The organism is uncultured Rhodoblastus sp., from assembly GCF_903903185.1.
Classification (GTDB): domain Bacteria; phylum Pseudomonadota; class Alphaproteobacteria; order Rhizobiales; family Beijerinckiaceae; genus Rhodoblastus.
This window is the reverse complement of the sequence record NZ_CAIUXT010000111.1, coordinates 1-24,276: the sequence shown is the minus strand read 5'-3', so window position 1 is coordinate 24,276 and position 24,276 is coordinate 1. Positions and strand designations below refer to the sequence as shown.

The 24,276-nt window shown below is 60.4% G+C and carries 27 protein-coding genes and 1 pseudogene; 14 read left to right on the top strand and 14 right to left on the bottom strand.

Going from position 1 to position 24,276, the window contains the following annotated elements; all coding sequences use genetic code 11:
- Together QZY01_RS10310 and QZY01_RS10305 are read left to right on the top strand one after the other, a co-directional pair.
- Positions 1–999, top strand: a pseudogene (locus QZY01_RS10310) (lactate dehydrogenase); the annotation flags it as partial.
- A 332-nt stretch (positions 1,000–1,331) separates the two neighbouring features.
- A complete protein-coding gene (locus QZY01_RS10305) occupies positions 1,332–1,808 on the top strand; it encodes a hypothetical protein (protein WP_294536664.1) in 477 nt (158 codons plus the stop codon).
- 240 nt (positions 1,809–2,048) lie between these two features.
- Here QZY01_RS10305 and QZY01_RS10300 read toward each other — a convergent pair whose 3' ends face one another.
- On the bottom strand, positions 2,049–2,351 hold the full coding sequence (locus QZY01_RS10300; protein ID WP_294536661.1) for a type II toxin-antitoxin system RelE/ParE family toxin: 303 nt from the start codon (positions 2,349–2,351) through the stop codon (positions 2,049–2,051).
- Complete coding sequence (locus QZY01_RS10295; RefSeq protein WP_294536658.1) at positions 2,348–2,614, bottom strand: CopG family ribbon-helix-helix protein; 267 nt, start codon at positions 2,612–2,614, stop codon at positions 2,348–2,350. The genes QZY01_RS10300 and QZY01_RS10295 overlap by 4 nt, the downstream gene beginning before the upstream one ends.
- A gap of 243 nt (positions 2,615–2,857) precedes the next feature.
- Between QZY01_RS10295 and QZY01_RS10290 the strand changes: the two genes are divergently transcribed.
- The 4 genes from QZY01_RS10290 (at position 2,858) to QZY01_RS10275 (ending at position 5,615) form a co-directional block, all read left to right on the top strand.
- Positions 2,858–4,558, top strand: a complete 1,701-nt coding sequence (locus tag QZY01_RS10290) for a ParB N-terminal domain-containing protein (RefSeq protein WP_294536655.1) — start codon at positions 2,858–2,860, stop codon at positions 4,556–4,558.
- Positions 4,559–4,725: 167 nt separating this feature from the next.
- A complete protein-coding gene (locus QZY01_RS10285; protein WP_294536652.1) occupies positions 4,726–4,986 on the top strand; it encodes a host nuclease inhibitor protein in 261 nt (86 codons plus the stop codon).
- Complete coding sequence (locus tag QZY01_RS10280; RefSeq protein ID WP_294536649.1) at positions 4,983–5,234, top strand: hypothetical protein; 252 nt, start codon at positions 4,983–4,985, stop codon at positions 5,232–5,234. The genes QZY01_RS10285 and QZY01_RS10280 overlap by 4 nt, the downstream gene beginning before the upstream one ends.
- A gap of 33 nt (positions 5,235–5,267) precedes the next feature.
- A complete protein-coding gene (locus tag QZY01_RS10275; protein WP_294536646.1) occupies positions 5,268–5,615 on the top strand; it encodes a DUF3768 domain-containing protein in 348 nt (115 codons plus the stop codon).
- Between the two features lie 278 nt (positions 5,616–5,893).
- On the opposite strand, the gene QZY01_RS10270 is transcribed toward QZY01_RS10275, so the two are convergent.
- From QZY01_RS10270 to QZY01_RS10255, 4 genes are all read right to left on the bottom strand, one after another.
- Positions 5,894–6,220, bottom strand: coding sequence for an STY0301 family protein (locus QZY01_RS10270; RefSeq protein ID WP_294536644.1), 327 nt, complete (start codon positions 6,218–6,220; stop codon positions 5,894–5,896).
- A gap of 4 nt (positions 6,221–6,224) precedes the next feature.
- Complete coding sequence (locus tag QZY01_RS10265; protein ID WP_294536622.1) at positions 6,225–6,905, bottom strand: BPSL0067 family protein; 681 nt, start codon at positions 6,903–6,905, stop codon at positions 6,225–6,227.
- A 189-nt stretch (positions 6,906–7,094) separates the two neighbouring features.
- On the bottom strand, positions 7,095–7,859 hold the full coding sequence (locus QZY01_RS10260; RefSeq protein WP_294536620.1) for an RES family NAD+ phosphorylase: 765 nt from the start codon (positions 7,857–7,859) through the stop codon (positions 7,095–7,097).
- Positions 7,846–8,223: an antitoxin Xre-like helix-turn-helix domain-containing protein gene (locus QZY01_RS10255; RefSeq protein ID WP_342394895.1), complete on the bottom strand. Its 378-nt coding sequence runs from the start codon at positions 8,221–8,223 to the stop codon at positions 7,846–7,848. Before QZY01_RS10255 ends, QZY01_RS10260 begins: the two co-directional genes overlap by 14 nt.
- A 361-nt stretch (positions 8,224–8,584) precedes the next feature.
- On the opposite strand from QZY01_RS10255, the gene QZY01_RS10250 reads away from it, so the two are divergent.
- Positions 8,585–10,231 (top strand): DUF4403 family protein, encoded by a 1,647-nt coding sequence (locus QZY01_RS10250; RefSeq protein ID WP_294536616.1) that lies wholly within the window; start codon positions 8,585–8,587, stop codon positions 10,229–10,231.
- On the opposite strand, the gene QZY01_RS10245 is transcribed toward QZY01_RS10250, so the two are convergent.
- The 3 genes from QZY01_RS10245 to QZY01_RS10235 all read right to left on the bottom strand — a co-directional run bounded on the left by QZY01_RS10245 (position 10,232) and on the right by QZY01_RS10235 (position 11,723).
- A complete protein-coding gene (locus QZY01_RS10245) occupies positions 10,232–10,915 on the bottom strand; it encodes a hypothetical protein (RefSeq protein WP_294536614.1) in 684 nt (227 codons plus the stop codon). It lies immediately after the preceding gene.
- Between the two features lie 248 nt (positions 10,916–11,163).
- The gene (locus QZY01_RS10240) at positions 11,164–11,403 is read right to left on the bottom strand and encodes a hypothetical protein (protein WP_294536612.1); all 240 of its coding nucleotides are present in this window, start codon (positions 11,401–11,403) and stop codon (positions 11,164–11,166) included.
- The gene (locus tag QZY01_RS10235; protein ID WP_294536610.1) at positions 11,400–11,723 is read right to left on the bottom strand and encodes a hypothetical protein; all 324 of its coding nucleotides are present in this window, start codon (positions 11,721–11,723) and stop codon (positions 11,400–11,402) included. The genes QZY01_RS10240 and QZY01_RS10235 overlap by 4 nt, the downstream gene beginning before the upstream one ends.
- On the opposite strand from QZY01_RS10235, the gene QZY01_RS10230 reads away from it, so the two are divergent.
- Entirely contained in the window at positions 11,722–12,387 is a 666-nt protein-coding gene (locus QZY01_RS10230; protein ID WP_294536608.1) for an SOS response-associated peptidase, read from the top strand. The two genes, QZY01_RS10235 and QZY01_RS10230, sit on opposite strands and share 2 nt — an antisense overlap.
- A gap of 348 nt (positions 12,388–12,735) precedes the next feature.
- Here QZY01_RS10230 and QZY01_RS10225 read toward each other — a convergent pair whose 3' ends face one another.
- Entirely contained in the window at positions 12,736–13,305 is a 570-nt protein-coding gene (locus QZY01_RS10225) for a hypothetical protein (RefSeq protein WP_294536606.1), read from the bottom strand.
- 1,077 nt (positions 13,306–14,382) lie between these two features.
- Here QZY01_RS10225 and QZY01_RS10220 point away from each other — a divergent pair.
- The gene (locus tag QZY01_RS10220; protein WP_294536604.1) at positions 14,383–14,973 is read left to right on the top strand and encodes a hypothetical protein; all 591 of its coding nucleotides are present in this window, start codon (positions 14,383–14,385) and stop codon (positions 14,971–14,973) included.
- 83 nt (positions 14,974–15,056) lie between these two features.
- Positions 15,057–15,494 (top strand): coiled-coil domain-containing protein, encoded by a 438-nt coding sequence (locus QZY01_RS10215; RefSeq protein ID WP_294536602.1) that lies wholly within the window; start codon positions 15,057–15,059, stop codon positions 15,492–15,494.
- Between the two features lie 54 nt (positions 15,495–15,548).
- Here QZY01_RS10215 and QZY01_RS10210 read toward each other — a convergent pair whose 3' ends face one another.
- Positions 15,549–15,878 (bottom strand): hypothetical protein, encoded by a 330-nt coding sequence (locus QZY01_RS10210; protein ID WP_294536601.1) that lies wholly within the window; start codon positions 15,876–15,878, stop codon positions 15,549–15,551.
- A gap of 770 nt (positions 15,879–16,648) precedes the next feature.
- On the opposite strand from QZY01_RS10210, the gene QZY01_RS10205 reads away from it, so the two are divergent.
- Positions 16,649–17,005: a single-stranded DNA-binding protein gene (locus QZY01_RS10205; RefSeq protein WP_294536599.1), complete on the top strand. Its 357-nt coding sequence runs from the start codon at positions 16,649–16,651 to the stop codon at positions 17,003–17,005.
- Positions 17,006–17,072: 67 nt separating this feature from the next.
- Positions 17,073–17,447, top strand: a complete 375-nt coding sequence (locus QZY01_RS10200; protein ID WP_294536597.1) for a DUF4326 domain-containing protein — start codon at positions 17,073–17,075, stop codon at positions 17,445–17,447.
- A gap of 154 nt (positions 17,448–17,601) precedes the next feature.
- On the opposite strand, the gene QZY01_RS10195 is transcribed toward QZY01_RS10200, so the two are convergent.
- From QZY01_RS10195 to QZY01_RS10185, 3 genes are read right to left on the bottom strand one after another with little or no spacing between them, the layout of a single operon-like run.
- The gene (locus QZY01_RS10195) at positions 17,602–18,264 is read right to left on the bottom strand and encodes a hypothetical protein (protein WP_294536595.1); all 663 of its coding nucleotides are present in this window, start codon (positions 18,262–18,264) and stop codon (positions 17,602–17,604) included.
- Positions 18,265–18,277: 13 nt separating this feature from the next.
- Complete coding sequence (locus QZY01_RS10190; RefSeq protein WP_294536593.1) at positions 18,278–19,093, bottom strand: hypothetical protein; 816 nt, start codon at positions 19,091–19,093, stop codon at positions 18,278–18,280.
- Positions 19,081–19,833, bottom strand: a complete 753-nt coding sequence (locus tag QZY01_RS10185; protein ID WP_294536591.1) for a hypothetical protein — start codon at positions 19,831–19,833, stop codon at positions 19,081–19,083. Before QZY01_RS10185 ends, QZY01_RS10190 begins: the two co-directional genes overlap by 13 nt.
- A gap of 898 nt (positions 19,834–20,731) precedes the next feature.
- Here QZY01_RS10185 and QZY01_RS10180 point away from each other — a divergent pair.
- Both QZY01_RS10180 and mobF read left to right on the top strand, forming a co-directional pair.
- Complete coding sequence (locus QZY01_RS10180; protein WP_294536589.1) at positions 20,732–21,103, top strand: hypothetical protein; 372 nt, start codon at positions 20,732–20,734, stop codon at positions 21,101–21,103.
- 3 nt (positions 21,104–21,106) lie between these two features.
- Positions 21,107–24,226 (top strand): MobF family relaxase, encoded by a 3,120-nt coding sequence (gene mobF, locus QZY01_RS10175; protein ID WP_294536588.1) that lies wholly within the window; start codon positions 21,107–21,109, stop codon positions 24,224–24,226.
- The last annotated feature ends 50 nt before the right edge of the window (positions 24,227–24,276 follow it).

The following is a 24,276-nucleotide window of genomic DNA, read 5'->3' as shown; positions in this document are numbered from 1 at the left end:
CGCATCCTGATCGGCTCGTCCGAAACCATGGGCACGGGCGTCAACGCCCAGCGCCGTCTCGTAGCGCTGCACCACCTTGACGTGCCCTGGCTTCCGTCGCAAGTCGAGCAACGCGAAGGCCGGATCGAACGCCAAGGCAACCAGAACGATGAAATCCAGCTCTATGCCTACGCGACCAAGGGCAGCGTCGACGCGACCGGCTGGCAGATCCTCGAGCGCAAAGCCCGCTTCATCGAAATGGCCATGTCCGGCGACCGTTCGATCCGCCGCGTCGAAGACGTCGGCGCGCAGGCCAACCAGTTCGGTCTCGCCAAGGCCATCGCCTCGGGCGACGAACGCCTCATCCAGAAAGCCGGCCTTGAAGCCGAGATCGCCCGCCTCGAACGATTGCGCCAGAACCACTTCGACGAGCGGATCCTGACCCGGCAAAAAATCGACCGCCTCGCCCGCAACGCGGACGACGCACGTCGCCGCATCTCGCAGATCGAGGCAGACGTGAAGAAGCGGAAGCCGACGCGCGGCGACGCTTTCGCGATGACGGTCAATGATAGGCAATTCAGCGAACGCAAAGACGCCGGCGCCCTGCTGCTCAAGCACGCCCTGAAGGCCAAAACGGAGAAGCCGTTCCATCCCCGGCCGATCGGCGCCATTGGCGGCTTCGAACTTCGACTCGCCAAAGCCACTTTCGGCTATCCGGCGCTCGTCATCGCCCGAACCGGATGGAACGAGATCGTCGAGACCGACAGCGAATTGTCTCCTCTCGGCCTGATCTCGCGATTGGAGCACCAACTCACCCGCTTCGAAGCCGAGCTCAAGGAAAACAACGCGACCATCGCCCAGGCCGAAACCTGGATTCCTTTGCTTCAGACCCGCCTCGGCGTTTCTTTCGCGTTCCAGGACGAGCTCGACGACAAGCGCGCCGAACTGGAAACGATCAACCAATCGCTCGCCGCAACAAAGGCCGAGGACGAACTCAACCCGACCGCCGCCGCAGCTTGATCCTTCAAGAAAGAGGCACGCATTGAGCGATGTAGGGAAGTCGCGCGCTTGGAAAAAGGCAAATATCGGCTCATAGGTACTGCGACACGAAAGTCCCACCGGCTGCCTTCGACGTTCAGCGGACGTTCAGATAACAAAATGAACCGGCGCGCGTGATTTAAAGCGGAAATTCGTCGCAGTCCACGAAGGGCAAGAAACGAGCAATTATACAACTAAATGCTCCGTCTATACGCCGTATAAGCCCGACGGGTGGTTGAATTCCATTAGCTTCGAAGCCGCCGAACGATTTGCTCTATTTAGCCGGCTTTAATTGCAGGTTTTGAGTTGAGTCAATGACGAATGTTGTCAGTTCCCTTATTATAGTAAAATTCGATACGAGAGATAGATACGAGGGATATATGTCGATCGTAAACACGAACGAGCAGCTTGCATCCGCAACAAAGCGGGGCGAAAGCGAGATAGTCATAGAAGGTGACCTTGCGAATGCAATTGTTCGAATCAAGCTAATTGGGCCTCTGGCATGGGGCGTCGCCTTTTTGTCATTGGGCGCGGCCGTTTTCTTATATCTTGCGACACCGGCTGCGACCGTGGCTTCAGCTCCCGCCGCCGGTGCGGGAGGAGGGATCTCATTTGGGGCGGCATCAGCTAGTGCAGGCGCAGCGGTCGCGGTGCTTGGGATAAATGCGACCATTGCTGCAATCGGGGTTGCCGTAGCTGCGGGGGGTGTCGGAGTTCTCACTACCTTGAGGCAAGAGTATAAGATTGCAAGTAGAACGACAGGGCGTCTTGTGCTCAGGAAGGTAACGTGATTGACGTCGCCTCAGACTTAGATTTTTTTTACTCCGTTATGATCTACGTCTGCATTTTTTGTAGATAGAGGCTAGTCGATTAATTGTGCAAGCTCATTAAACGGGCTCGCTTTTTTGGTTTGGTGATCGTTTCGTCCAAAAGCAATTCGGAATTATTTGCCTCTCATGCCGAATCGGGCCGTTCAGCCTTCCGCTCGGCCCCCACAGCAGGGTCATGGCAAAATCTGGCTGGAAACGGACTCAGTCACCTGGCCAAGCGTCCTCGCGCCAGTCCCGAGCGGTATGAATTACGCGCAGGATTGACACAGCCCTATCGTTATCGGTCAGGGCATAGGCAATGATGTAAGGCAGTCGGCGCACCGATTTTTCATACGTGCCGGCGACACGGCCCGGGTGGCCGGTGGCGAACTCTCCCAAAGCGGCCCCAGTCTCGCCAATGGCGACGGCAACCCGGCGCGCAGCTTGCGGGTCCTCGGCTGCAATGTATTCGATTTGCGCGCAAATATCTGCCTTGGCCGCGTCAGACCATTCAACGCGTCTCACTCTTGCGCGGCTTTCTTGCGTTCGGCGGCGTCAATGACGGCGTGAAGTTCCGCGATGACTTCATCATGCGGAGTTACCCGCCCCGCCGCTACGTCGGCCAACCCTTGCTGGATGCCCTCGATGATCGACAGTTCCCGGTCTACATAAGCAGAGACCGCCTCGGCGGCGAGATAAGAGCGGCTACGCCTCGTTCCCTTTGATAGGCGCGCCAACTTTTCGTGAACCGCGACTGGCACGCGGATCGTGATAGTCGTGCTGTCCATGGGAATTGCCTCTGTGGTTGTATGTGTACAACCTATCACATAGCAGCCTAGGCGCCCAACGAATAAAGGAAGAAATGCAGCACGGAACGCGCGCCCGCCGCAAAGGGTGGGTTCGTACGGCCGCTTCGCTAGTCCGTCCGAATCCCGGCGCCAACGCCGCCTTTGCCCCAGCCGCGCGTCCGCGCTCCTGAAAACCTTGTTTCGGAGAGAAATACCGAAACAAGACCAGCAGGAGCAGGACTTATGGAAAAGAATATCGAACTTCGCATCGTCGATCCCAAAACCCTGAAATTCAAAGACAACAAGGATCCCCGCCAAGTCCCCGCGGATCGCATGTCCGACGCCGCTCTCAAGGCGAACGCCAAGGCGATCGGCTTCATTCAGCCTCCCTTGTTCTCGGAGGAAGAGGACGGCTCGCTCACCATCGTTTCCGGCCGCCGCCGCGTTCGCACCGCCATCGCCAACAAGCAGAAAGAGCTGGCGATTCTCGTCAAACCGGCCGATCCGCTCGACAATATGCGCGCCGTCGCAGAAAACGTCGTCCGGGCGCCGATGTCCCCCGTAGATTTGTGGCGCTCGATCGAATCCCTTGTTTCCGAAAACTGGACTGAAGAGGCCGTCGCGACGGCCTTCGCCATTCCCATCCGCCAGGTTCGCAAACTCCGCCTCCTCGGCAACATTCTCCCCGACCTGCTCGAACACATCGGTCGCGGCGACATGCCCCAGGAGCGCGAACTCCGCATCATAGCCTCCGCGCCCCTGTCCGAACAAACCGAGGCCTGGGAAGTTCACAAGCCCAAGAAAAAGAATGGCGACGTCTCTTGGCACTCCATCGCCAGCGCGCTCTCCAAGCGCCAGATGTTCGCGCGCGACGCCAGGTTCGGCGAAAAGGAACAGAGCGCCTTCGGCATTGTCTGGATCGAGGATCTCTTCGCTCCTGCCAATGAAGACGGCCGCTATACGACCGACACCGAAGCCTTCCTCGCCGCTCAGCACGCCTGGCTCGAAGCCACCCTTCCCGAAAATGGCGAAATCATCGAGACCGACGACTACGGCAGCGGCAAATTGCCGAAAGGCGCCGAGCGCATCTGGTCCAAGCCCGCCGAAGGCGATCGTATCGGCTATTACATCGTGCCGCGCGACGGCAGCATCAAGGAGATCGCCTTCCGCCGGATCACGCCGTCAAAAGGCGCCGCCTCCGTCGCCGGCGGCGACGATTCCGAAACGACCCAGCCCAAGGCCCGGCCCGACATTACCAACAAGGGCATGGAAATGATCGGCGAAATGCGCACGGAAGCGCTCGGCAAGGCCCTGACGCAGCCCGATATTGCCGATCAGACCATCATCGGTCTGCTCCTGCTCGCGCTCTCGGCCGACAACGTCAGCATTCGCACGAACGGCTCCACCCCAACCCGTTCGCTCGTCGCGAAAATCGCGGCAGGCGGCAAGCTGACCTCCGACACGACCCTTATCCGAGCGGTCGCGGTCGAAGTGCTTCAAAACACTCTGAACTGCAAGCTCAAGTTCAATGGCAGCGGCCTCGCCGCCCGTATCGCCGGCGACGCGATCGGCGCCGACGCCGAACTTCCGACCATGGCGACCGACGACTTCCTGTCCTCGCTTTCCCGCAAGGCCCTCGAACAACTTGGCTCCGGGCTCGGCGTCCTGCCCCGCCAGCGGGTTAAGGACACGCGCGCGGCCGTCGTCGAACAGGCCCGCGAGACTCGCGTCATCCTCCCGGCCGCCCACTTCGCCCTCACCGCCGAAGAAGGCGCCGACTTCTCGCGAGCGCCTCACCGCTACGACCTCAATTCCGGAGCCGAGGCGGACGACGAGTCGGACGAGAGCGGCGAATTCGCCGAATGCGGAGAGTCCGGCGAGACGCCTCACGGCGAGCAGGACGACGCCGGTGAAGACGAAGCCGATCAGGCCGAAGCCGCCTAAGTCGCGGGTTTCCCTTGTTTCACTCAACTCTCGCGCGGCGGCTTTTTGGCGCCGCGCTTCCCGCTCAGCTTCAGCGCAAATGCTCGCAATCCAGCCGAGCGCTTCCTTCGTTCCGGCCGCCCGCCAGCGCTACGCGATTCCGTTGCGCGTTTCCATGGAGACAGATCATGCCCTTCATCGCTTATGCCGATCGATCCGGCGTCATCGGCTTCGGCCTCAAATCCCCGCCCGAGGCGCTCCCGATCGGCCGTCATCCTGACCTCGACAGGCTCAAGACCGTCGTCTCCGCCGTCGCCAGGCGCGCCTACGATAACAAGACCCTTCTCGTTCCCGGCATTCCGGAAGCCGCGACCGACAAAGACGCCCTCGACGCCCTCGCATCCTTCACCAGGAGGATCGAACACCGGCTGAAGGAGAGCGAGTCATGAACGCCGAACTGCTCTCCCGCCAGCTCTCCGCCCGCAAAATCGTTGCCGAACGCCTGGCGACTAACCTGATCGTCAACTGCGAGCGCGCCGCATCCGGCCGCAATGGAAAACGCGTTAACCCGGCCATTTGGAGCAAAACGGACTGGCGACATTACGTCCACGTCGCCGCCCGATCGCCCGCGATCCTTAGCCTTCCCGCGCTCTACCGCGACATCGGCGACATCGAATCCGCCCTGCATGAGGGCTGACAGCCGTCATCTAATCGACAGGAGATTTTCTCAATGACCGCGATCGCTCTCTCAACCGAAACCGCTCGCATCCGCGATCTCAATGACGCTTTTCGCCGCGCGCCGTCGAAACACGGAAAACTGGTGACGACCAGCGGTGTGGCAAGCCTGCCCTTCGCCAGCCAGTTGGCGATTTTCTCCAAAGTCATGAATTTCGACGAATTCTCGCCCGACAACGATCCGAACGGCGAGCACGATTTCGGCTCTTTCGATTTTCACGACGAGACAATCTTCTGGAAAATCGATTATTACGATTCCGACTGCGAATATGGCTCCGAAGACCCGGCCGATCCGTCGAAGACCACCCGTGTCATGACCGTCATGCTCGCCAGCGAATATTGAGCCCCGCCTTCCCGCCGCAACTTCAGCCCGCCGAGCGCTCATGCGCTTCGCGGGCTTTTTTTTGTTCCTTCCCGAAGCCGCGCGAAGCGCTTCCTTCGGGGCCGGCGCTCGACGGATGTTCTGCAATACGGGCGGTCGGAGACCGGGGAGCGGGGGCTTGCGCGCGCCCTTCCGGCATTCGCGCCTGGCCCGCTGTCGCTTGTTGTCGTCTGGCGACGCGAAAAGGCCGGACGAAGCGTCGCTTCCTCCGGCCTTCGACTTCGTCTTCGCGGATCACCTCAATGGCGGCACTCGAAAATCAGGCCGCGGTTATAGGTCAGCTCGCACGAATTCGTGTCATCCGGCAAGGTGAAGGCCTCGTTCGGCCGACCCTTGTACCGGCACATCAGCGTCAGCGGCCGTTCCGCCGCACGCAAATTTTGCCAACCCTGTACGATTATATCCGCGGGCATCTTGTCGCCCTTGTACTTTTCCACATCCGGTACGATCGAAGCCGGCGGGTCGTATTTGCCTTCGATCAAAGTGATCCCAACGATGTCGGGTTTGCACAAAGACGCCGCCTGAGCGCCCTGCGCAAAAAGGCCAAGACCGAGAACGCCAGCCAAAATTTTAGTGCGATACGACATAGAATTGACTCCCGGATTCATAGGGATTGCTTGTTGTCCATTTGATCGTTCGATAGGTGGCAGGCTGAGTCGCCCACTGATCCATTACCTGGATCCCCTGGTCGTTCTGACCGAGGTAAATCGCCGTATGGCTCTGGCCCGGAGTATTCGTGTAGGAGCCGTCCGAACCAAATGTCGCGATCACAGTACCAGCTGCAATATTTGTGTTGCCCTGCACCTGGGCGCCCGGCTCCCACGTCGAGGTATTTCCGACGTTCGACGTCGCCTGGGCGAGCGCGACGCACTGACCCGAGCCGACTTCCTGGCCGACATAATTGGTATAGCCGGAAGCAACCGTCGCCCCGGCTACGCCGCTTCCGTTCCCCGTGAACGTCGGCGGGCTGGATCCATCGGTCGTTATAGCCGCCGCTCCCGCGACCGCCCCCGTGTCGATGAGGAACTGCCCGCCTTGCGGATAAGTGAAAGCCGGAAGACCCGGCTCCGAATAAGTCGGAACGACATGCTGCGGCAAGCCCTGTGGCATAACCGCCTGCTGGGCGTTAACCTCCCTGGGTCCAGACATCGCCAAACCCACCATGATCAGCGCGGTAACTCGTCGCGATGACCCTCCTCTTTCGATGTTTGGCCTCAGCCGATCATCCCTCGATAGTCTCTCTTTGCGCAAAGTGCTCTCCTGAAGTTGAAGACACTTTTCAAGAGAGCCAGCGGCCGGCGCGAAGTCGCAGCGCCGTTTTTAAAAAGCCAGAAAATTTGCAATGCACTCCGCCGAAGGCGAGTCGTCCGGTGGGCGTGCTTCTGCTCGGGCTGGTCGGGGCCGCGTCAGGCACCGCGCGCGACGGTCCATTGCCCGGATTTACCCGCCCGGCCTTTCCCAATCGAACGACGCGACGCGCGGATCGGCCGCAAAGGCGGCGCGGTCGAAACCGATCTTGATAATTGGAAATTCGCACAACGCGTGAATTCCGGCTGGACCCAGCTTCAAACGCCAGGTGCGACGTTCAAAGCCGCGGCGTTCCAGCGGGCGAGGCTCTGCAAAGGCGGCGCAATCGAGCACGGCGAGATTTTTTCCCCGTTGCGGATCGCGCACGGACTCATAGCGGATCAAGGCGATCGCTGAAGCGCGCGCCGCGTCGGCCAACGATTGGCATGCGGCATAATCGGTCAGGGACGTCCATGTCGCGTGATCGGTTGAAAGCGGCGGCGCGGTCAAGTCGATGCTTCGTTCCGTTTTCAGCGCCACTGAAAATGCGGTGAATTCGGCCGGATTATCGGGCCAGGGCGTTGCTGGAGACTCAACGAAAAACAACAGGCGATAAAAGGCGATCTCCGCCACCGCGGTCTCAACCTTTTCGCAGGCGTAGAAAACCCCTAACGTCCTGCCCGCGCGACGAAACCGTGAGCCGAGGGGATAAACGGACCCATAGCGGAATGGCGTCGCCAGCAAATAATCGAGATGCCGGCATTCGTCAGAAATCTCCGGCTTTGTCTCCTCGATCAAACGCTCCAGAATCTCCTGTTCTCCGAGATCGTCCGTGAGCTTCAGGGTCGAGACCGCATGTTGGGCTTCGACGAGCCGCCAGCCGATTCCTTCATAGGGCCACGCCTCAAATGACGGCACGGCGGGCGTCCAGATAGGCGATGACGTCCAGGAGCCCCGCAATGCTTACGATGCGATGGATCGGCGCTTCCTTGAAAACCATATTGGGATTGGTCAGCCAGGCGCGGGCGACGGCCTCGTCGCCGCCCGTGATCGCGTCCAGCGACCGGAAAAGCCTTACGAAAAGAACCGAAAGCTCAAAGGACTTGCCGCCACGCTCCAAAACCGTCGCCCCCGACTTGAGCCGCGAAATCGTCGGCTCCGAAACGCCTATGACGCGCGACAGCGTTTTGGCGGTCAGGCCAAGCCGTTCAGCGGCTCGAAGCATGGCTTTCGTGATGACGGCCGACTCAGACGGCTGGGGTATGTGGGTTTTGGCTCTCATGGCAACCTCGTTTCATGAGAAATAATACCATATAATAATTTCTTGTGAAAGCACCGTGGCGCCCAGATTGCTCGTGGCCGGGTTATCGCCGCCAGATTATTCGGAAGACGGCGGCCAAGTATCGACGCCCCTGGGCGGCGGGGGACCGGTTTGGGCGCTACGCACGCTTTGGTCTCAAAACGATGGATTGCGGGCATAGCGCGAAGGGTCGGTTACGAGAAGAAACCAGTCGACGGATGAATGGGCAGGATTTCGGCCATCTGGAACTATTGCCTTGCGTTAACTCCAAAGCGGATGTCATTTTCGTTACGTCGAACAATTGCAAATTGGACTCTTCGTTATCTCCGCCAGGAGGAATGAAATGAAACAAAAAATTCTGTTCGTTTCCGAAAGTTTGATCTGCTGCCTCTTTTTGTCTGCTTGTGGCGATTCTGCTTTATTCACACCGCCAGAGCGCGGCGGTGAAAACGTGCGGGAACCAACGGCCGCCGACAGCGTCATAACGCTCGTCGCGGACATTCCCTATTCAGTTTTGACTCGTATCGCCGAAAAGAAACTGCCTCAATCGATGCCAATTGGCGGGGATGGCCACATAGCTTGTCTGGATATTCCGTATGTAAATCCAGGTCATGTTGGATCGCACGAGGAGTGCATCAACAAGCCCTACGTTGACTTTCGTGGCGTCGGGACCGAAAGGGTGTGCGTTCAATTTCCCGATTTCACTGGCCCCAGTATCGGCATGCGGAACCAATGCGCGGACTACCACTGGCACGCTAACATCAACATGGAAGGAGGGACGCATATTTCTCGTAACGGAAAATTTCTTAGTCTGTCCCAAGGTATTTATGTCACTGGGCAAGCTGGAGTTGGCGGGACCTTGGCTGACATCCTTTCGTTGCGCGGAAAGAATATCGATATCCATGCCACGCCTCGCGTGAATGTGGGCGCGACCTTGGACAGACAATGGTGCCCGGTTATCAGTGCTGCGCCCCTCGGTTCGTGGATTAACGATGCTTCAGTCGAAGTTGTCGGACGAAATTGTGTCAGAATCGACCTCGGCGCTCTCGGACACCCCGAAATCTGCGGCGGTCCAGTGAACTTGGGGCTCGCCAACGAATTAAACCACGAATTCGACAGACATCGCGACGAACTGCAGAGGGCCGCGCAAGACGCTCTGCCATGCGATGCCTTCAAGCCGAGGATCGCTAGCCAATGGCATCCCTTGGCGATCAAGATCGAGCGCAAAAATCTGCAACCGGTTTATCTCAACATCCAACCGAAATCCGCCGCGTTCTCTGGAATTGTCCCTTTAGACGATCGACTTCGGGTTGCCGTGCGCGTTGCCGCTCAAACGCTCCTCGCGGCAAATCCCGCCGACACGGCTGCGCAGCCTTTGCCGACGCTTAATCCTTTGAACGAGGACCGTGGCAGCCTCCAGGTTAATTTGCAGGCCATCGCGTCATATGACCTCTTGAAGGAACAACTTCATCAGGCGATTGCGAATCAAACTTTTGAAAAAGAAGTGCCGGGAGGAAAGATCGAGGTCAGGATCGCGGATGTAGATGTTTACCCCAGCAAGGACTCCCTCGCTCTAGGTCTGAAGATCAACGCCAAGGTTCCAGGGCGCTGGTTCAATACCACTGGTTGGGTTTACCTGTCCGGAAAGCCAACGGTCGGAGCGAATGGAAGGGCTGTTAAAGTCGAGAATGTCCAATTCGCGGAAGTCATCGACAGTGCCTTTTGGTCGACTGCTAGTTCCTTATTCCAAGGAGAGATTCTGAAAGCCCTCAACGCTCGGGCGAATTTCGATCTCGGTAAAGAGATCGATAAAGCGGCGAATGAAATCTCGCAGGCGATCGCAAAGGATGACGTGCCGGGCTTAAAAATCGCAGCTGGCACGCCGAATTTGAGTTTCGAAAGTATTTATGTCACCAGCCCGGCCCTAATCGTCGGCTGCAAATTGGCGATGACCATCGACGCAGAGGTCACCGAATCTATTCTCAAATAATCAGCCTGATACATCATCGAAGGTCTTGGAATCAACAACGGATTTCTGAGGCCTTCCCATCAAAATTTTAGCGAAAGCCATAAAAGCCATACATCCGCTAAGCGCCGGCAGCCAGTAGACTAAGAACGGAGTCAAGAAGCTCGGGAATATCTCGATGCCGGATGTGCAGGGTAGATTCCCGGAGCCCTCGCGTCGTAGGCGCATTTGATGCCCTTCAATGCTGCGCGGCGGCCAGAAAAGGGTCTTATCAGAGCCGTTGTAGAAATGGTTTGTGTCGAGTTCGCAGATATCGCCCCTTTCTGCTTCAGCGATGCAAAGCACGATCGCCGCCGCAGGGAGCGCAAGAAACAAAATAATTACTACAACCTGAAAGAATTTTGCTTCCCATGCGAACGTATCTAACCCTTCAAGCCAAAGCACCGGCACACGATTGTGCCAACGATCGCCGTGTCGGCGCGCATGCAAAAAGAGCGTAAACGACGCGATCAGGAACAAGCCGCTTCCCACAATAGCCCCGAAATAGCCGATCGCGGGCCTGTTGTCGGGGAGAGTCGCACCCTTATCGCCCAGCAATTTACCGACAAAATCCGACCCACCTTGAATCGACACAATACTCGTAAGTAAGAATAGAAGGCAGGCAACGGACATCCATTGCCAGATCAGTGTCAAATGCTTCTGATTCATATTGAATCTTCCTCCAATATTAACTGCTTTTTGGCGTCGCCTGTTGCAGCGTAATGCGTAACAAAATTTCCTTGTCGATAATGACATTAGAATGGCGTTTCCGTAGTGTCAGGATTGCGCAACATGGAATTTCGGATTTTTGTCGCGAAAACGTGTTCGACCGAAACCGGGTAAGTCCGCTAACGACGTTGAACTGGGCATTGCGATAAAAGCTTGAATGACCCGTTCGAGCCGGTAGCAGTAATTGGCTAATCCGGCTTCGATCCACCAGTGCTGTGCGGTGTAAGGGAAAAGTAGTCGCGTTCGCCGGTCAGCATCAAGGCGAGCGCATCGATCGCCGCGACGACGGTCGAGCCGGAATAGTAAAGCGGGCCTCCGGCCTTCATCTTCGCCATTTCCCTGATGACCGCCGTCCTGCAGGCGCCGAGAGCAGAAAGCAACTCAGGGCGGTCGATGTGGGCGTCGGATCGCGTCGTCCGTCTGTTCATTGCGTGTCTCCTGGCGCCCGACGCGATTGGAACGGAACAAGCCGGCCTCTCACATAGCCGCGTGAAATCGCCGCGTTGGAATCCGCCGCCAACTCCGCGAGGTCATGCAGAAGCGCACGGATCGCCTGCCGGGGATCGCCTCCAAACTCCGCAATAACGGCGTCGACATCTTCGTCTGCATCTTCGACGCCCGTTGTCCTCTCGGACTCGTCCGACATGGTTCCGCTCCGATGTGAGAACATAAAAAGAACACCGCTGATGCCGGGAGTCAAGGTCGAGAGGTCGACGCATCCTCGTTTGCGGGGCATAATCGCGACCATGTGCAACCTTTACAGTCTCACCAGGGCACAGGACGCCATTCGGGCGCTGTTTCGTGTCGTCCACGACCCGACGGGCAACCTGCCGCCGATGCCAGGCATCTTCCCGGACTACCCGGCGCCGATCGTCAGATTGACGAATGGCGAGCGGGAATTGGCCATGGCCAGGTGGGGTATGCCGTCGCCGCAATTCGCGCTGAAGGGCAAGGCAACCGATCCCGGCGTCACCAACGTCCGTAATGTCGCCTCTCCACATTGGCGGCGGTGGCTCGGGCCGGCCAACCGTTGCATCGTGCCGTTCACGTCCTTCTCGGAATACGAGACCGGCCCAGACGGCAAGAAGGTCCCTGTGTGGTTCGCCCTCGACGAGAGCCGACCTCTCGCCGCCTTCGCCGGCATCTGGACCGGCTGGACGTCGGTGCGGAAGGCCAAGGAAGGTGAAATCACCGCCGACGTATTTGCCTTCCTGACCACGGATCCGAACGCGATCGTCGCGCCAATCCATCCGAAAGCGATGCCGGTGATCCTGACGACCGAGGCGGAGTTCGACGTCTGGCTGCGGGCGCCGACGAACGAGGCTTTGACACTTCAACGGCCGCTGACCGATGGCATGCTGAAGATTGTCGCCAAGGGGGCTCGCCAGGACGGAATGGCTGAATTGATTTAACGAGATTGGGCATGGGGCGCGACATGCCGAAGCAGTCTTGTTCGAACGCGCGCCATGGGTCCGACACGATGCGCCCGCTGGCGACGTCGGGACCGACCGCAATTGAGCCGATGCCGGTAAATCGTCCCAAGTCGTGGCAATCGGGCAATCGGCGGGAAGCCTCCTCGATTTTTGAGTCCGCCGATCCCGCCAGTTTTGAGCTGAACTATTCCCCCAGGAACGCAAAATCCGGGCGTTCCCCGCGCAAGCGCGGGCCGGGCTCTCGTAAACGGAGCCGCTGCGCGTCTCCGCCCTGCGGGCTTCTATCCCTGACGCCGCCTTGACCAGGAGCCCGAAGAGCGGCGCCGCCTATCGGCTCGCCGCCCCCAGCAATGCGACCTCGACCTCTTCATTGAGATCGAACGGCCGCCACGCCTCGCCGCGAATCGCCATCCGCACCGCCCGCGCGGCGCCCAGCGCCTCTTCCGACGCCGCATAGGCGTCGATCAGACTGCTCGCCCATTCGAACGCACGCGCATCCGATGCATCCTCGAGCGGCTTCAGCCAGTACCCGCCCGCAAGCTGCGCGGTCACAAACTTTTCGGCCGCTTCGTCCGAACGCTTGCCCGCCTCGCGCGCTTCCCGGCAAAGCCGGATCGCCCGTTCGACCAGCGGCTTCAGCATCTTCTCCAGCGCCGCGCGCTTCGCATTCGCGTCCTCCGGCCAATATGTCGTCATCGCGATCCGCTCCGCCATCGCGCGATCGGCCTCATGCCGGACCTCAAGCGGCGGCTCATCCAGCCCGAAGGCTTCCGCCACCAGGGACACGTGGCGAAAGTCCGGAGCGAGGCTCCGCAACAGATCGGTCGTCGGTCTTGCCACAAGCTCCACCGGAAAGCGGATCAGCTGCGCCCCGCCGGAATTGAAATCGCTCGACATCGCCGTCTCCTGAACAAACAGCGAACTTCTAGCATCGTTCGAATCCCGGCGCAAGCAACAACATGTTGTTTTTGTGTGTTTTACGGCGATGCCTGTCACGATTGCGCTCAGAACTTCAACGAGCTACGCCCTCTTGTCCGCGAAAGGTCGAGATTGTTGAAAAAAGGCGCGAGCCTCAAGATCTCCGCCGGTTTACGGTGGCAGCGACCCCACGCCTCACTCGATCCGAGGAAAGCGCTGTTCGAACCCGGGCGGGACAATTGGGCGCATACCGCACGTCCAATCCTTGCCCGTGATCGCCTTGTGCGCGCAAGAACGCGGTCCTGGACGACAGCAAGAAAAGCGCGCCTTCGCTCTTGTGCAACAAGTTCCGCCAGCCGCCGCGCCCCGACTTTTTCTTTTCCGACCGCAGCCGGCCCGTTCGCCGCATCGCCGCTTCGAACGGAAATTGCGCGACCTCGCCAATTCTCAGCGCAAAACAGCCAGCCCGACATTCTTCAGGCGAACCAGGCCGATGATGCTGGAAGCCCATCTCGATCCGTCGCCTTACGTCATCGGAAGCCGTCAGAGCTTTCGGCCAATTGCAGAATCGCAATGGCAAGCGCCGACCGGACGTAATCGAGCGATTCAGGTAATCATAGCTTGCGGCATGCGTGCGCCTCGAACGGCCCGGGGGCTTCGAAGACGGACGGTTCCAGAGCTTCTCGTGGGCTTGAAGGCGGGCTTCTTCGCCTTGGCGATTTTAAGTTCGCCCGGTTGCATTCAGCCGCCACGTTCGTGGACCTTTCTTTGGCGAGCGCCAGGTCGGACGCCAATGTCAGCGCGATCCCCTCGGTTCAATTGACGCCTAGCCCGGCCAGCCGGCGCAAAAACCTCTGCGGTCAACGATTTTCCCCTTCGCCCTCCGGGCGAATTCCTCGCGCAACAAAATCGCCGCCCTCCGAGGTCCTCCACGATGTTCCGGCCCGCGCAAGCGCGGGTTCAGCGCCGTCTTTCGGCCGGTCTCTTTCGGCGTCACCGAGGGGAACGCGCTGACACAGGGTCAACGGCCCCCGGCGCTCTGAAAGGTCCGAAAATATGGCTACGAATCGCAACGCTTCCGCTCAAGGCCCCAAGGCGAAAAAGCCCGCCCCCAAGCAGAAGATCTCTTTTGAAACCGCGCGCCTGCTTGCTCCGACGCCGGGCCAGGCCGAGCGCATCGCCGAAAACTACGGCCTCTCGCTTCCCGATTACGATGGCGTCAGGGCCACCCATTCCGACGCCCTGCACAAAATGGCCGACGCCTTCGACGGCTCGCTGAACGAAAAGGCGACCATGATGCACTTCCAGCGCATCGTCGGCTCCGTGGTCTCCTCGGCGGTCGGCGCCGGCCGCTTCTACTCCGAAAAGGTCTCGGAAGCCCGCGCCGCCGCGGCCCGCACCGCCGAGGGCGGAGAAGAGCCCGACGCCCCGGCCGGGTTCGAAAGCAAGGCGCGGCGGCTGGCGGAATTCGCAGCGGACATGGCGATGCAGGCGCACGCCATCCTCGCCGCCGCCCAGGGCGCCCTCGAAGCCTACAAGGCGATCACGGGTGAAGAATGGGTCGCCTACGAAGCGCCCGCCGACGGCCAGGCCGCGCTCGACCGGCGCTCGCTCAAGACCCAGATGTCGGCCTTCGACGCCGCCTGAGCCGAAATCGGCGGGGACCTTCGGATCCCCGCCTCTCGCGAACTTTCTAAATACTTCACGCGTATGATAGGATGACTTTCACGATGACCCAGGTTCTGTTCAATCCCCTCCCCTATATCGACCGCCTCACGCGAGGCGGCTTGACGCCGGATCAGGCGCGGGCGCACGCCGAAGCTCTCGAAGCCGCCTTCTCCGAAAGCGTCGCGACCAAACGCGATCTCGTAGACGTCAAGAACGAACTCAAAGGCGACATCGCCGACCTTAGAGCCGAGCTTAAAAGCGACATCGCCGAACTCAGAGCCGAGCTTAAAGGCGACATCGGCGACCTTAGAGCCGAGCTTAAAGGCGACATCGGCGAGCTCAACAAAAGCATCCAGAAGGAAAGCGGCGAACGGAAACAGGACACCGCCACGCTCCGGACTGAAATCGCTCAGTCGAAGAACGAAACCCTCCGTTGGGTTTTCGGCTTCAACGTCGGCCTCGTTGGCGCAGTCCTCGGCATCGTCAAATTCGTCCATTGACTTTTGGCCCGGCTTCCTTGAGGACGACCGGGCATTATTTTTGTCGCCAGCGGCTCAATTCAACGGCGTGACGTCCGGCGTCTCGCAATCGCCAATATAGATGCCGACAAAATCGCCGCCAAAGGCGCGCAGACCGCCGCCTCGCGCTAGCTCTTCGCCATGAAGACGCGGATCGAGCGAAAATCCCGGCGCTTCAACGAACGGAAGCTCGCGCAGCGCCCCATCCGCGGCGATCCCCAAAGTGTCATGACGGTGTTCCGGCTCACCCTCCCCCCCGCACGCCAGCCGTCGCCGCGCGACATCCGGAGCCTCCAGAAACGAGCTCCATTCATCGCGCCGGCGGACCGCCTCGATCCCAACAATCGCGCCAATCTGCCAAACCAACGCTCGCGACGACGCGCCGGTCGCGGAAGTCCTGAAAAGGATCGTGTTTCCGTTCCGGTATTCGCCGACCCATCGCCGCGATTCGGCTTATCGTTTTCGAGCAGAATGGCGCGAACTCCGAACCGTCATCGTCAACATTCATCTTTGTCGTCGCCGGCGCGGAGATTGCAGTTCGAAGACCTTGGCGAGCCGGCCGACCTCGTAGGAACGCCAGTCAACGCCGCGCGCGTTTTCGGGCGTTCGTCTCCCCTCTTCACATCCCCCACGAGGCCCGGCAACGCCAAAACGAACCTGTTTGAGGTTGGGCCAGACTTCGAGCGCGGCGCGCGCCCTCGACAAGATTTGCATCCACCAGTCGGGGGTTCGCCACATTGCCGCGCGAAGCGTCCTTGTTCGCGCCGGGATAAATGACGACTCGCAGGGTCGCGCCAATTCGATCCATGACCATCGCCACCGCCGCCCTTGAATTCCGCAAAGCCCAAAGGCCCTCCTGTCAATTCGGACAAGACGCCGCCTCATCCGGCAATCCCCTCGGTTAAGGACGCCTAGTCCGCCCAGCCGGCGCAAAAACCTCTACGGTCAGCGATTTTCCCCTTCGCCCCGCGGGCGAATTCCTCGCGAAACAAAATCGCCGCCCTCCGAGGTCCTCCGCTGTGCTTCGGCCCGCGCAAGCGCGGGTTCAGCGCCGTCTCCCGGCCGGACTTTTTCTGCGTCACCGAGGGGAACGCCGGATGAGCCGGACGCCCTCGCGACAACAACAGGAGAAAACCATGAGCCATTGCGCGGAATTCCAGATCGTCGGTCGGATCGGCAAGATCAAGAAAGTCGGCACGACCCTGCGCGTCACCATCGCCGCCAGCTATCCCTACAAGGACGACCGCGGAGAGTGGACGGAAAAAACCCGCTGGAACGAAATCACGATCTTCAACGAGGCGCGCCAGTCCTACATCCAGCGCAACATCAAGTCAGGCGATCTTGTCCGCGCAACCGGCGTCATCGAGCAGACCAGCTGGGACAAGAACGGCGAAACCCAATACGGCGTCTCGCTGGCCTGCGAGCAGATCGGCCGGCTCGCCAAGGGTCCGAACCACACCGACGGAAACGGCGACGACGACATCGTCCCGTGACGATCGACGGGGGAGGCGAAAGCCTCCCCTTCCTCCCCCCAACTCATGAGAAGCAGGGATCAAAAAAATGGCCCTTAACGGAAATCATATCTCGATCCGCGTTGTATCAAAACGCCGTGAGCGCGGCGCAATCGTGGCCGCCGCTGACGAAACCGTTATCGATTGCGACCGCTCCAATCCGGTCCTGGGTAATCGTCATTACTTTCGAGACCATAACGACAACAATGCGCGCGCCGAAGTCATCGCCGCGAACAAGCGCGATTTCGACGCGGACGTGGCCCGGAACGGTCCTATGAGCAAGGCTATCGATGACATCGTCGCGCGCGTCCTCAAAGGCGAGCGCATCGCGCTCCGTTGCTGGTGCGCGCCCCGGCCCTGCCACTGCGACACGTACGTTGCGGAAATCCGCCGCCGCTGCGACGCCGTCCAACGTTTCGGCTGACGCGGCGCAATCGATCCGACGCCGGCGAGCGCCACATCACAGGGGAGGCGAAAGCCTCCCTTTTTCCAAGCTTGAAACCTCGCGCCATCGACCGCGCCTGTCTTTTTGCTCGATCCAGCGTCGAGAACTGGTATCGCTTCGCCCAACCGTACCCCTAGCCTCCGCCGCGTTTCGCCAACACCTGGTCCAGCCAGCACGCTGGCCTGATCCCGTCGACATGCGCGTCCTTCACTCGCACCGGGTCCCGTTGACAATCCGCGATCCGCGCCCGCATCTCATAAAAACCCGAAAGCGCGACATCGTCCTGGTAGGCGCGCGCGACATAGCCGCCGATGAAAACGCCGACGGCCGCGATCGACACGATCACCGCAAGAATCCACGCATCGCGCCGATTGCGGCTCGTCTGCCTCAGCACGAGCCATTGCTGACTCGACTCCACAAGCCTTGACGACAATTCCTTCGCGATCTGCGCGACCGAGCGCTCGAACTCTTGTTCCGCTCTCTGGCCGGCGGCGATCGCCGTCTCGGCCGCCTGTCTGCCGAGTTCTATCGCCTTGTTGCCGCCGGCGAACAAAATCTTCAAACGGCCGACTTCGATGTCGCCCGCCGCTTTCGCATCCGCGACGACGCGATGCACTTGCTCGATCGTCGCCTTGTTCATCTGTCCGCTTGCGGCAATCGCCGCCAGCAGGGCCGATACAAACCGGCCCTCCATGGCGTCCGCCTGAACGCCCCAGTCCTGCGCCGCGTCTTGAACTTCCTTGATGTGCCAATCAAGGTCGTGGGCGGCGGCGCCCACTTCCTGGTCCAATTTCATGGACATTCTCCCATTATTCGGCGGCGTCGGAAGTCTGGCTTTCGCGTTCCGCCGGAAGCCAGTCCGCAGGAATGTCCCGAAACATTTTCGGCAATTCCTGATGCCACCATTTTCGGACACGCGCCTTGTCGAACAGGTTCAACGGCGCAAGGTCATTGGCGCTGGTCCCGGCCCCAGCCCCGGCCAGGGCGTCTTCGAAGCTCAGCCCGCGATCCGTCACTTCCGACATGCAGGCAAGACGCGGCATTTCGACGATTTTGCCGCCGTTCCGCAGAACAGCTCTCAGCGTCGGATGCTCCATCGTCTGTGAAAAGGCCCCCTTCACCGACCTTCCCGAGAGAACCAGGCCCGCGTTCAGGACGACCAAAGTGCGCCGGGACACAAAAAGGTCTCCAGCCGAAAAGCGTCCGAGATAATCCAGATCGGCCGTTTCCGGCCCGACAACATGGACCAGCACCACCCGAACGCCTGCTCCTTCAAGAGTCTCAGCAACAGGAACATCTTGGACGAGACGGCCCAGCGGCGTATCGCCGCCGCCGATATCCAAAATCGCACTCGTCCGGTTCTCGATCACACTCGAAAAACGCTGCTCCAGCCAGACTTTTACTTCCTCTGGATCGGCCTCCGACGACCTCAAAGCGCCTCGATGAAACAGCGACAAATTATACGACGTATTTTGCTGGTCTCCATCCCATATTTCAAATTCCGCACGACGCGCTGTCAGGTATTGCGCAACGGCATTTAGAAAAGACGTCTTTCCAACGCGCTGACGTCCGAGCACCATAATAATAACAGGCGTATCCATTGATCTCTCCTTCACCATTTGCACCGGTGTCTCCGGTCGTATGGACGATATCGTGCCCACTCTTTTGCACGCATCCAAATGACAAGCTTCATTTCAGCCTCACGATCTCCTGGATCTAAGTTCGGATTATCCCAAGGTTCGGGAATACCGTCGTTTCGAAAAAACTGCCGCAAATCGAGCACTGAATTATCCCAGTCCACGACGCACGTGTCCTTCAAACACTCCGGCAAGACCATGTCGCGCCAATACTCGTCATCACGAGCTGGCGCAGATGTCGCCGATACGACCACAGGCGTCTGACGCGGCGCGGGGACGAGCGCCCGCGCCGGCGCCGGCCCCGGTTGCACCGAGGAAAGCGGCGGTCCGTACTCGCCCTTCGGGAACCTCGACGGCATGTTGCGTCGCGGATCGGCCGCGCGCTGCGCCTCGCGCTCCGCGAGTTCCCGCGCGCGGCGTTCCGCGACCCGCACGATTTCCTTGCGGACCCGCTGCCAGGTTCTTTTCGCCGTCGCCGGGGTGACGGGCCTTCCATCGGCCAGCGTTATCCCTTGGTCCGGAAAATCCTCGCACAGGCTTTGCCATGTGACGCCGCGCCCGGTATTGACCTCGGCCTGTCGCAACTCATCGTGATGATCGATCAGCCACCAGAACAGTGGCGACCGCCATGCGGGTCGCGCGACCCGCTGCAACATTGCGTCGATCGATTTTTTGGAGGGGCGCACCCGCGCCGGACGTTCCCTCTCTTCGTCGTTGTCATCGGTCATCGCTAAAGCGCCGTGTCCAACTTGATCGCGGCGCCGCTCTTGACCGCCGCATCCTTGATCCCGTCAACTTCCATACTCGCCTCCGTCGGCCCCTGCCGCGCCAACATGAGAGCAGCCACCGGCGCGAACTCGATCCGGAAAATCACCCATCCGAGATTTTTTTATCCTGGGTCACACGCAGGGGGCGGCGCCCGCGGTGCGCGTGCGAGCAGAGAATTTTCGCGCGCAAGCAGTCTTTCGCTCGCGCGCGATGGTCCAACACGATCCAGCGGGTAAACCGCGTGTGGACCGCAGATGGACAGCGCATGGACAGTTGGTGGACAGCAGGAGGACACTAGAAAATCAAAAAACGACCCATACGGACCAATGCACTGTTAGTGCGGTCCGCGCGCGGGGCGCGGACCTGGCGCCTCCGGCGCTCGCCAATCAGAAAAACGACCCCTCAGAAAATCGACGCGCGCCAAATCCACGGAGAAGGCCGCTGGCGGTCAGTCTCAAGGCGACGGCTTCACAGGGATAGCGGGACGCGCCGTTCGGCTTCCGCAGGGCTCCTGACGCGATTTGTCAAAATGCGGTTTTGGGCGGGCGGCGGCGGTGGCCGATGGTATTCCGTTTTTCGCTCTCGCCGCGAATCGCCATTCGTGCAACCGCGGATTCAATTGACGAAAGTCTCTTGCCGCCGCCGAGTTTTTTTCGTGGCCGTTCGACTTCGCGCCACTTGCTCCGACACTCGCCAAAGGCCTGGGGATGGTCCCAGGCCATGGCGGACGCGTTCGCCACGGCCATCGAGCCCGGATGACAGGAACCCCCGACCTTCACAATTTTCGCCAGCTGTTTGGACTTCGCGCGGCCTGCCCCAAATCTGCGATCATCCCAAAAGCAAATTGGAACGATGCAAATGCCTGACCCCTTAAAAGCCGCTTCAGCCGCCTCCCCTGCTCCTGACCCGGCCGCGGACCCGCTCCAAGACTCGCGGACGCTTATCGCGCTCGTTCGCGGCATGGATCATGCCCAAAACGCCCAGCTCGAAGCGACCAGCCTCCTACGCGACGAGGTCAGCGCTCTGCACGGCTTGCTCGCTCATCTGATCCAGATACTCACACCCGAGCAGCCCGAAGACGACGGGCCGAGCCTGCGCGAACTGCTCGCTCTCATTATCCAGCAACAGCGAGAAATTGCGCGGCTGACCAAGGAAAACCTCGCGACATCCGGACGGATCGAGACGCGCCTGGGCGCCCAAACGCCTCCCGAAAATGCAGCCGTCTCATAAGTCATGCTCAACTTCGCCAAAGTCGCGGCCAGTTCCGATGGCTCAAAAATTCGCGCCTACCTCACCGAAGACGCTCCCGAACCCGAAACCCTGACAGTCTCTGGGATCAGCCCTGCGGGACGCAACCTCGACACCGGCGAAACGCTCACGAACTATTACACCGGACGAGGCGAGGCCGCGATCTGGCGCACCGACATGCCGGCCAATGTCGCCGCGGCCCTCGGGATCAAAAACCCAAAAAACAGACCGCGCTACGCGGAACTCGATCCTCTCTTCGAAGCCCGCCGCGCAGATAACGGCGAGGCATGGACGACCCGGCCTCGCTCGAATTCCGGTTTCGATTTCGTGTTCGCGCCGCATAAATCGGTTTCTCTCGCCGCCGAATTTGCCGCAAGCGAAGCTGAGCGGCAATTGATCCGCAACGCAATCCACCAAGCCAACGACGCCACTTTGCGCTACGCGGCACATGACCTCGGCCAGGCCCGGAAGGGCGCAGGCGGCAGCAAAGGCGTCGAAGCCGGCGACATCGCCTGGGTGACTTTCACGCACGACGCCGCGCGTCCAACGCTCGCCGTGCAGGATGGCGCCGGAGGCGGCACCTATCTTGTCGACGCGCCGATCGCCGGCGATCCGCATTTCCACCTGCACAACTTCATTCCGAACCTGGTCGTCACGAAAGACGGTCGCATCGGTTCAATCGATTCCCGCGTTATCACGGCGCATAAAATCCATGAACTGGGCGCGGTCTTTCAGGCTTATCTCGCCCAAAACCTCCGCGACCTCGGTGTCCGGGTCGGCTACGACGGCGCCGAACAGGCGATCGTCGTCCTCGACGTTCCTGAAGCAGCGGTGGCTCTTTTCAGCAAACGCGACCGCCAGGTCATCGGCGACGCCAAACGGTTCGCTCGCGACAACAGCCTGAACTGGGACGAACTCTCCCTCGACCGCAAGAAAACGCTCCTTCACGAAGCAAGCGCGGCCGGTCGCCTCGGCAAAACCAGGGAGGAAGCCCACGACGTCTGGCGCGCACAGGCCGCTGACATTGGATGGAGCCATGAAACGGTTTTAGCCGGCGCCTCGCGCCAGACCATCCGCGAGGCCGAGCGTCACGAGACCGCCTACAAGGTTGCAGCAGAATCCCTTTCCAACGAATTCGTCACAGCCGCCGTTCTCGATCAGGAGCGCTTGCGCGTCCATGCCGCGCGCGGCCTGATTTCGGTTGGGGCGCCAAGCGGACGCAAAGACGTCGACGCCGTCGTCGATATGATTGAACGACGCGGCTTCACTCATAATGGCGTCCGGGTTTCTCTTATTTCCGGCCACCACGAGCATGGCGTCCGGATAAGCCACAGCGTACAGATCCAGATCGAACAATCCGTCTCGGAAAAGGCGCGACAAGCCGCGCTCGATCGTTCCCAGGACCTTGCGGAAGTCGCTATCCGAACCGCCATCTCTGCCGGCGAAGGCGCCGGCGAAGGAATTAAATTCGGTCGCGAACAATCCGCCGCGATCTATGCGCTCGGACGCGGCGGTCGTCTTTCCCTCCTGACCGGCGTCGCCGGGGCAGGCAAAACGACCATGCTTAGCCCCTTGGTCAACGCTTGGCGGGCAGACGGAAGGCGCGTGGTTGGCATGTCCACCGCCTGGCGGCAGGCCGACGCGCTGAAAGACGCCGGCATCGCCGAAACCTTCGCGCTTCAGGCCCTTCTCAACGCGATCGACACAGGCGACTTTCGCCCGGACGATCGCACTGTTCTCGTCATCGACGAGGTCAGCCAGATCGGCCCGAAATCCATGCTGAGGCTTCTTGAGCTTCAGGCCGCGACCGGCATGACAATCAAAATGCTCGGCGACCGCGAGCAGGTCCAGTCGATCGAGGCCGGCGATACGATCGAGCTCCTTCGCCGCGTCCTGCCTAAAGAGTCCCTGCCGGAAGTTCTGACCGCCGTGCGCCAAAAAGCCGCCCGAGATCGCGAAATCGCCGCGCTATTTCGTGGCGGAGAAGCCGGCGTCGCCTTCTCGATGAAACGGGACGACGGCACAGCGCAACTCGTCGACGGCGACTACGATCAGGTCATCCAGAAAGTCGCCGATCTCTATATCGCGCGCTCCGACGCGCTTGCCGTCCAGGATCCCGCGCTCGGCGTCACAATCACAACCCTTACCAACGCGGAGGCGGCCGACATCAGCCTCGCCATTCGTCAACGGTTGAAAGCCAGAGGCGAGATCGGCGCGGACGACGCAAATTACAAAGCCGTCCTGTACCGCGCCGACAGGCCGGAATTCTTCGACCTTCCAATCGCTACCGGAGATCGGCTGCGACTCTATCGAAAAACCCGGGTCGAAATCGATGGCCGCCTCGTAGGCGTCGGCAACAACGGCGACATCGTGGAGGTCGTCGGGAAAGCCGCGCAGGGCCTTCTGCTCCGCAACGCTCGCGGCATAACATTGAATGTCGACTGGAAGGCTATGACCGACAAGACGACGGGCCGCCTGTTGCTCGGGCCCGGCCGCGCTTTCACCATCGACGCCGCCCAAGGCATGAGCACCAAAGGCGAGCATATCAACGCCCTGCCCCGCGGAACGGCCGCGACGACCGCGTTCAAAATGTACACGGCCGAAAGCCGCGCGACCGGGCGGACTCACACCATCATCTCGAAAGGCGCGGTTCTAGCCGCCGTCCAACGATCCCGCGCGCTTGGCGACCGCACTCCCATCGATGAGAACGATCTGTGGCGGCGCGTGGAAAGAGACGCCTCCGAAAAACCCTACAAAGCGCTCGCGCTCGACCTTTTGAAAAAAGGCCGCGAGCAGCGGGATCAGGTGATAGTTGAGGACCTGAAAAGCCACAAGACCCTCGATGACGTCTCGCGGACGACGCCGGAATTCGCGGCGCGCGCTCGCTCCGCCTTTGAGGACGGATTGGTCCGCTCCGCCTTCTCGGAACAGCGCGCCGCGCTCGTCGATATTCTCGACGACGCCATTGCGCGCCTGCGCGAGGCCGGCGAATTCCTCGCGGAGCACCTGCGCGGGCTGCGCAATGCGGTTCGGCCACCTGAATCGGCTTCCGCGGCTTCAGCCGACGAACCAAGCGCCAAGCCTTCGTCGCCATCGCCAGGGTAAGAATTGGCAGATCATCGGCGCCGGCTGGTCGCGAACCGGCGCCGATGTTT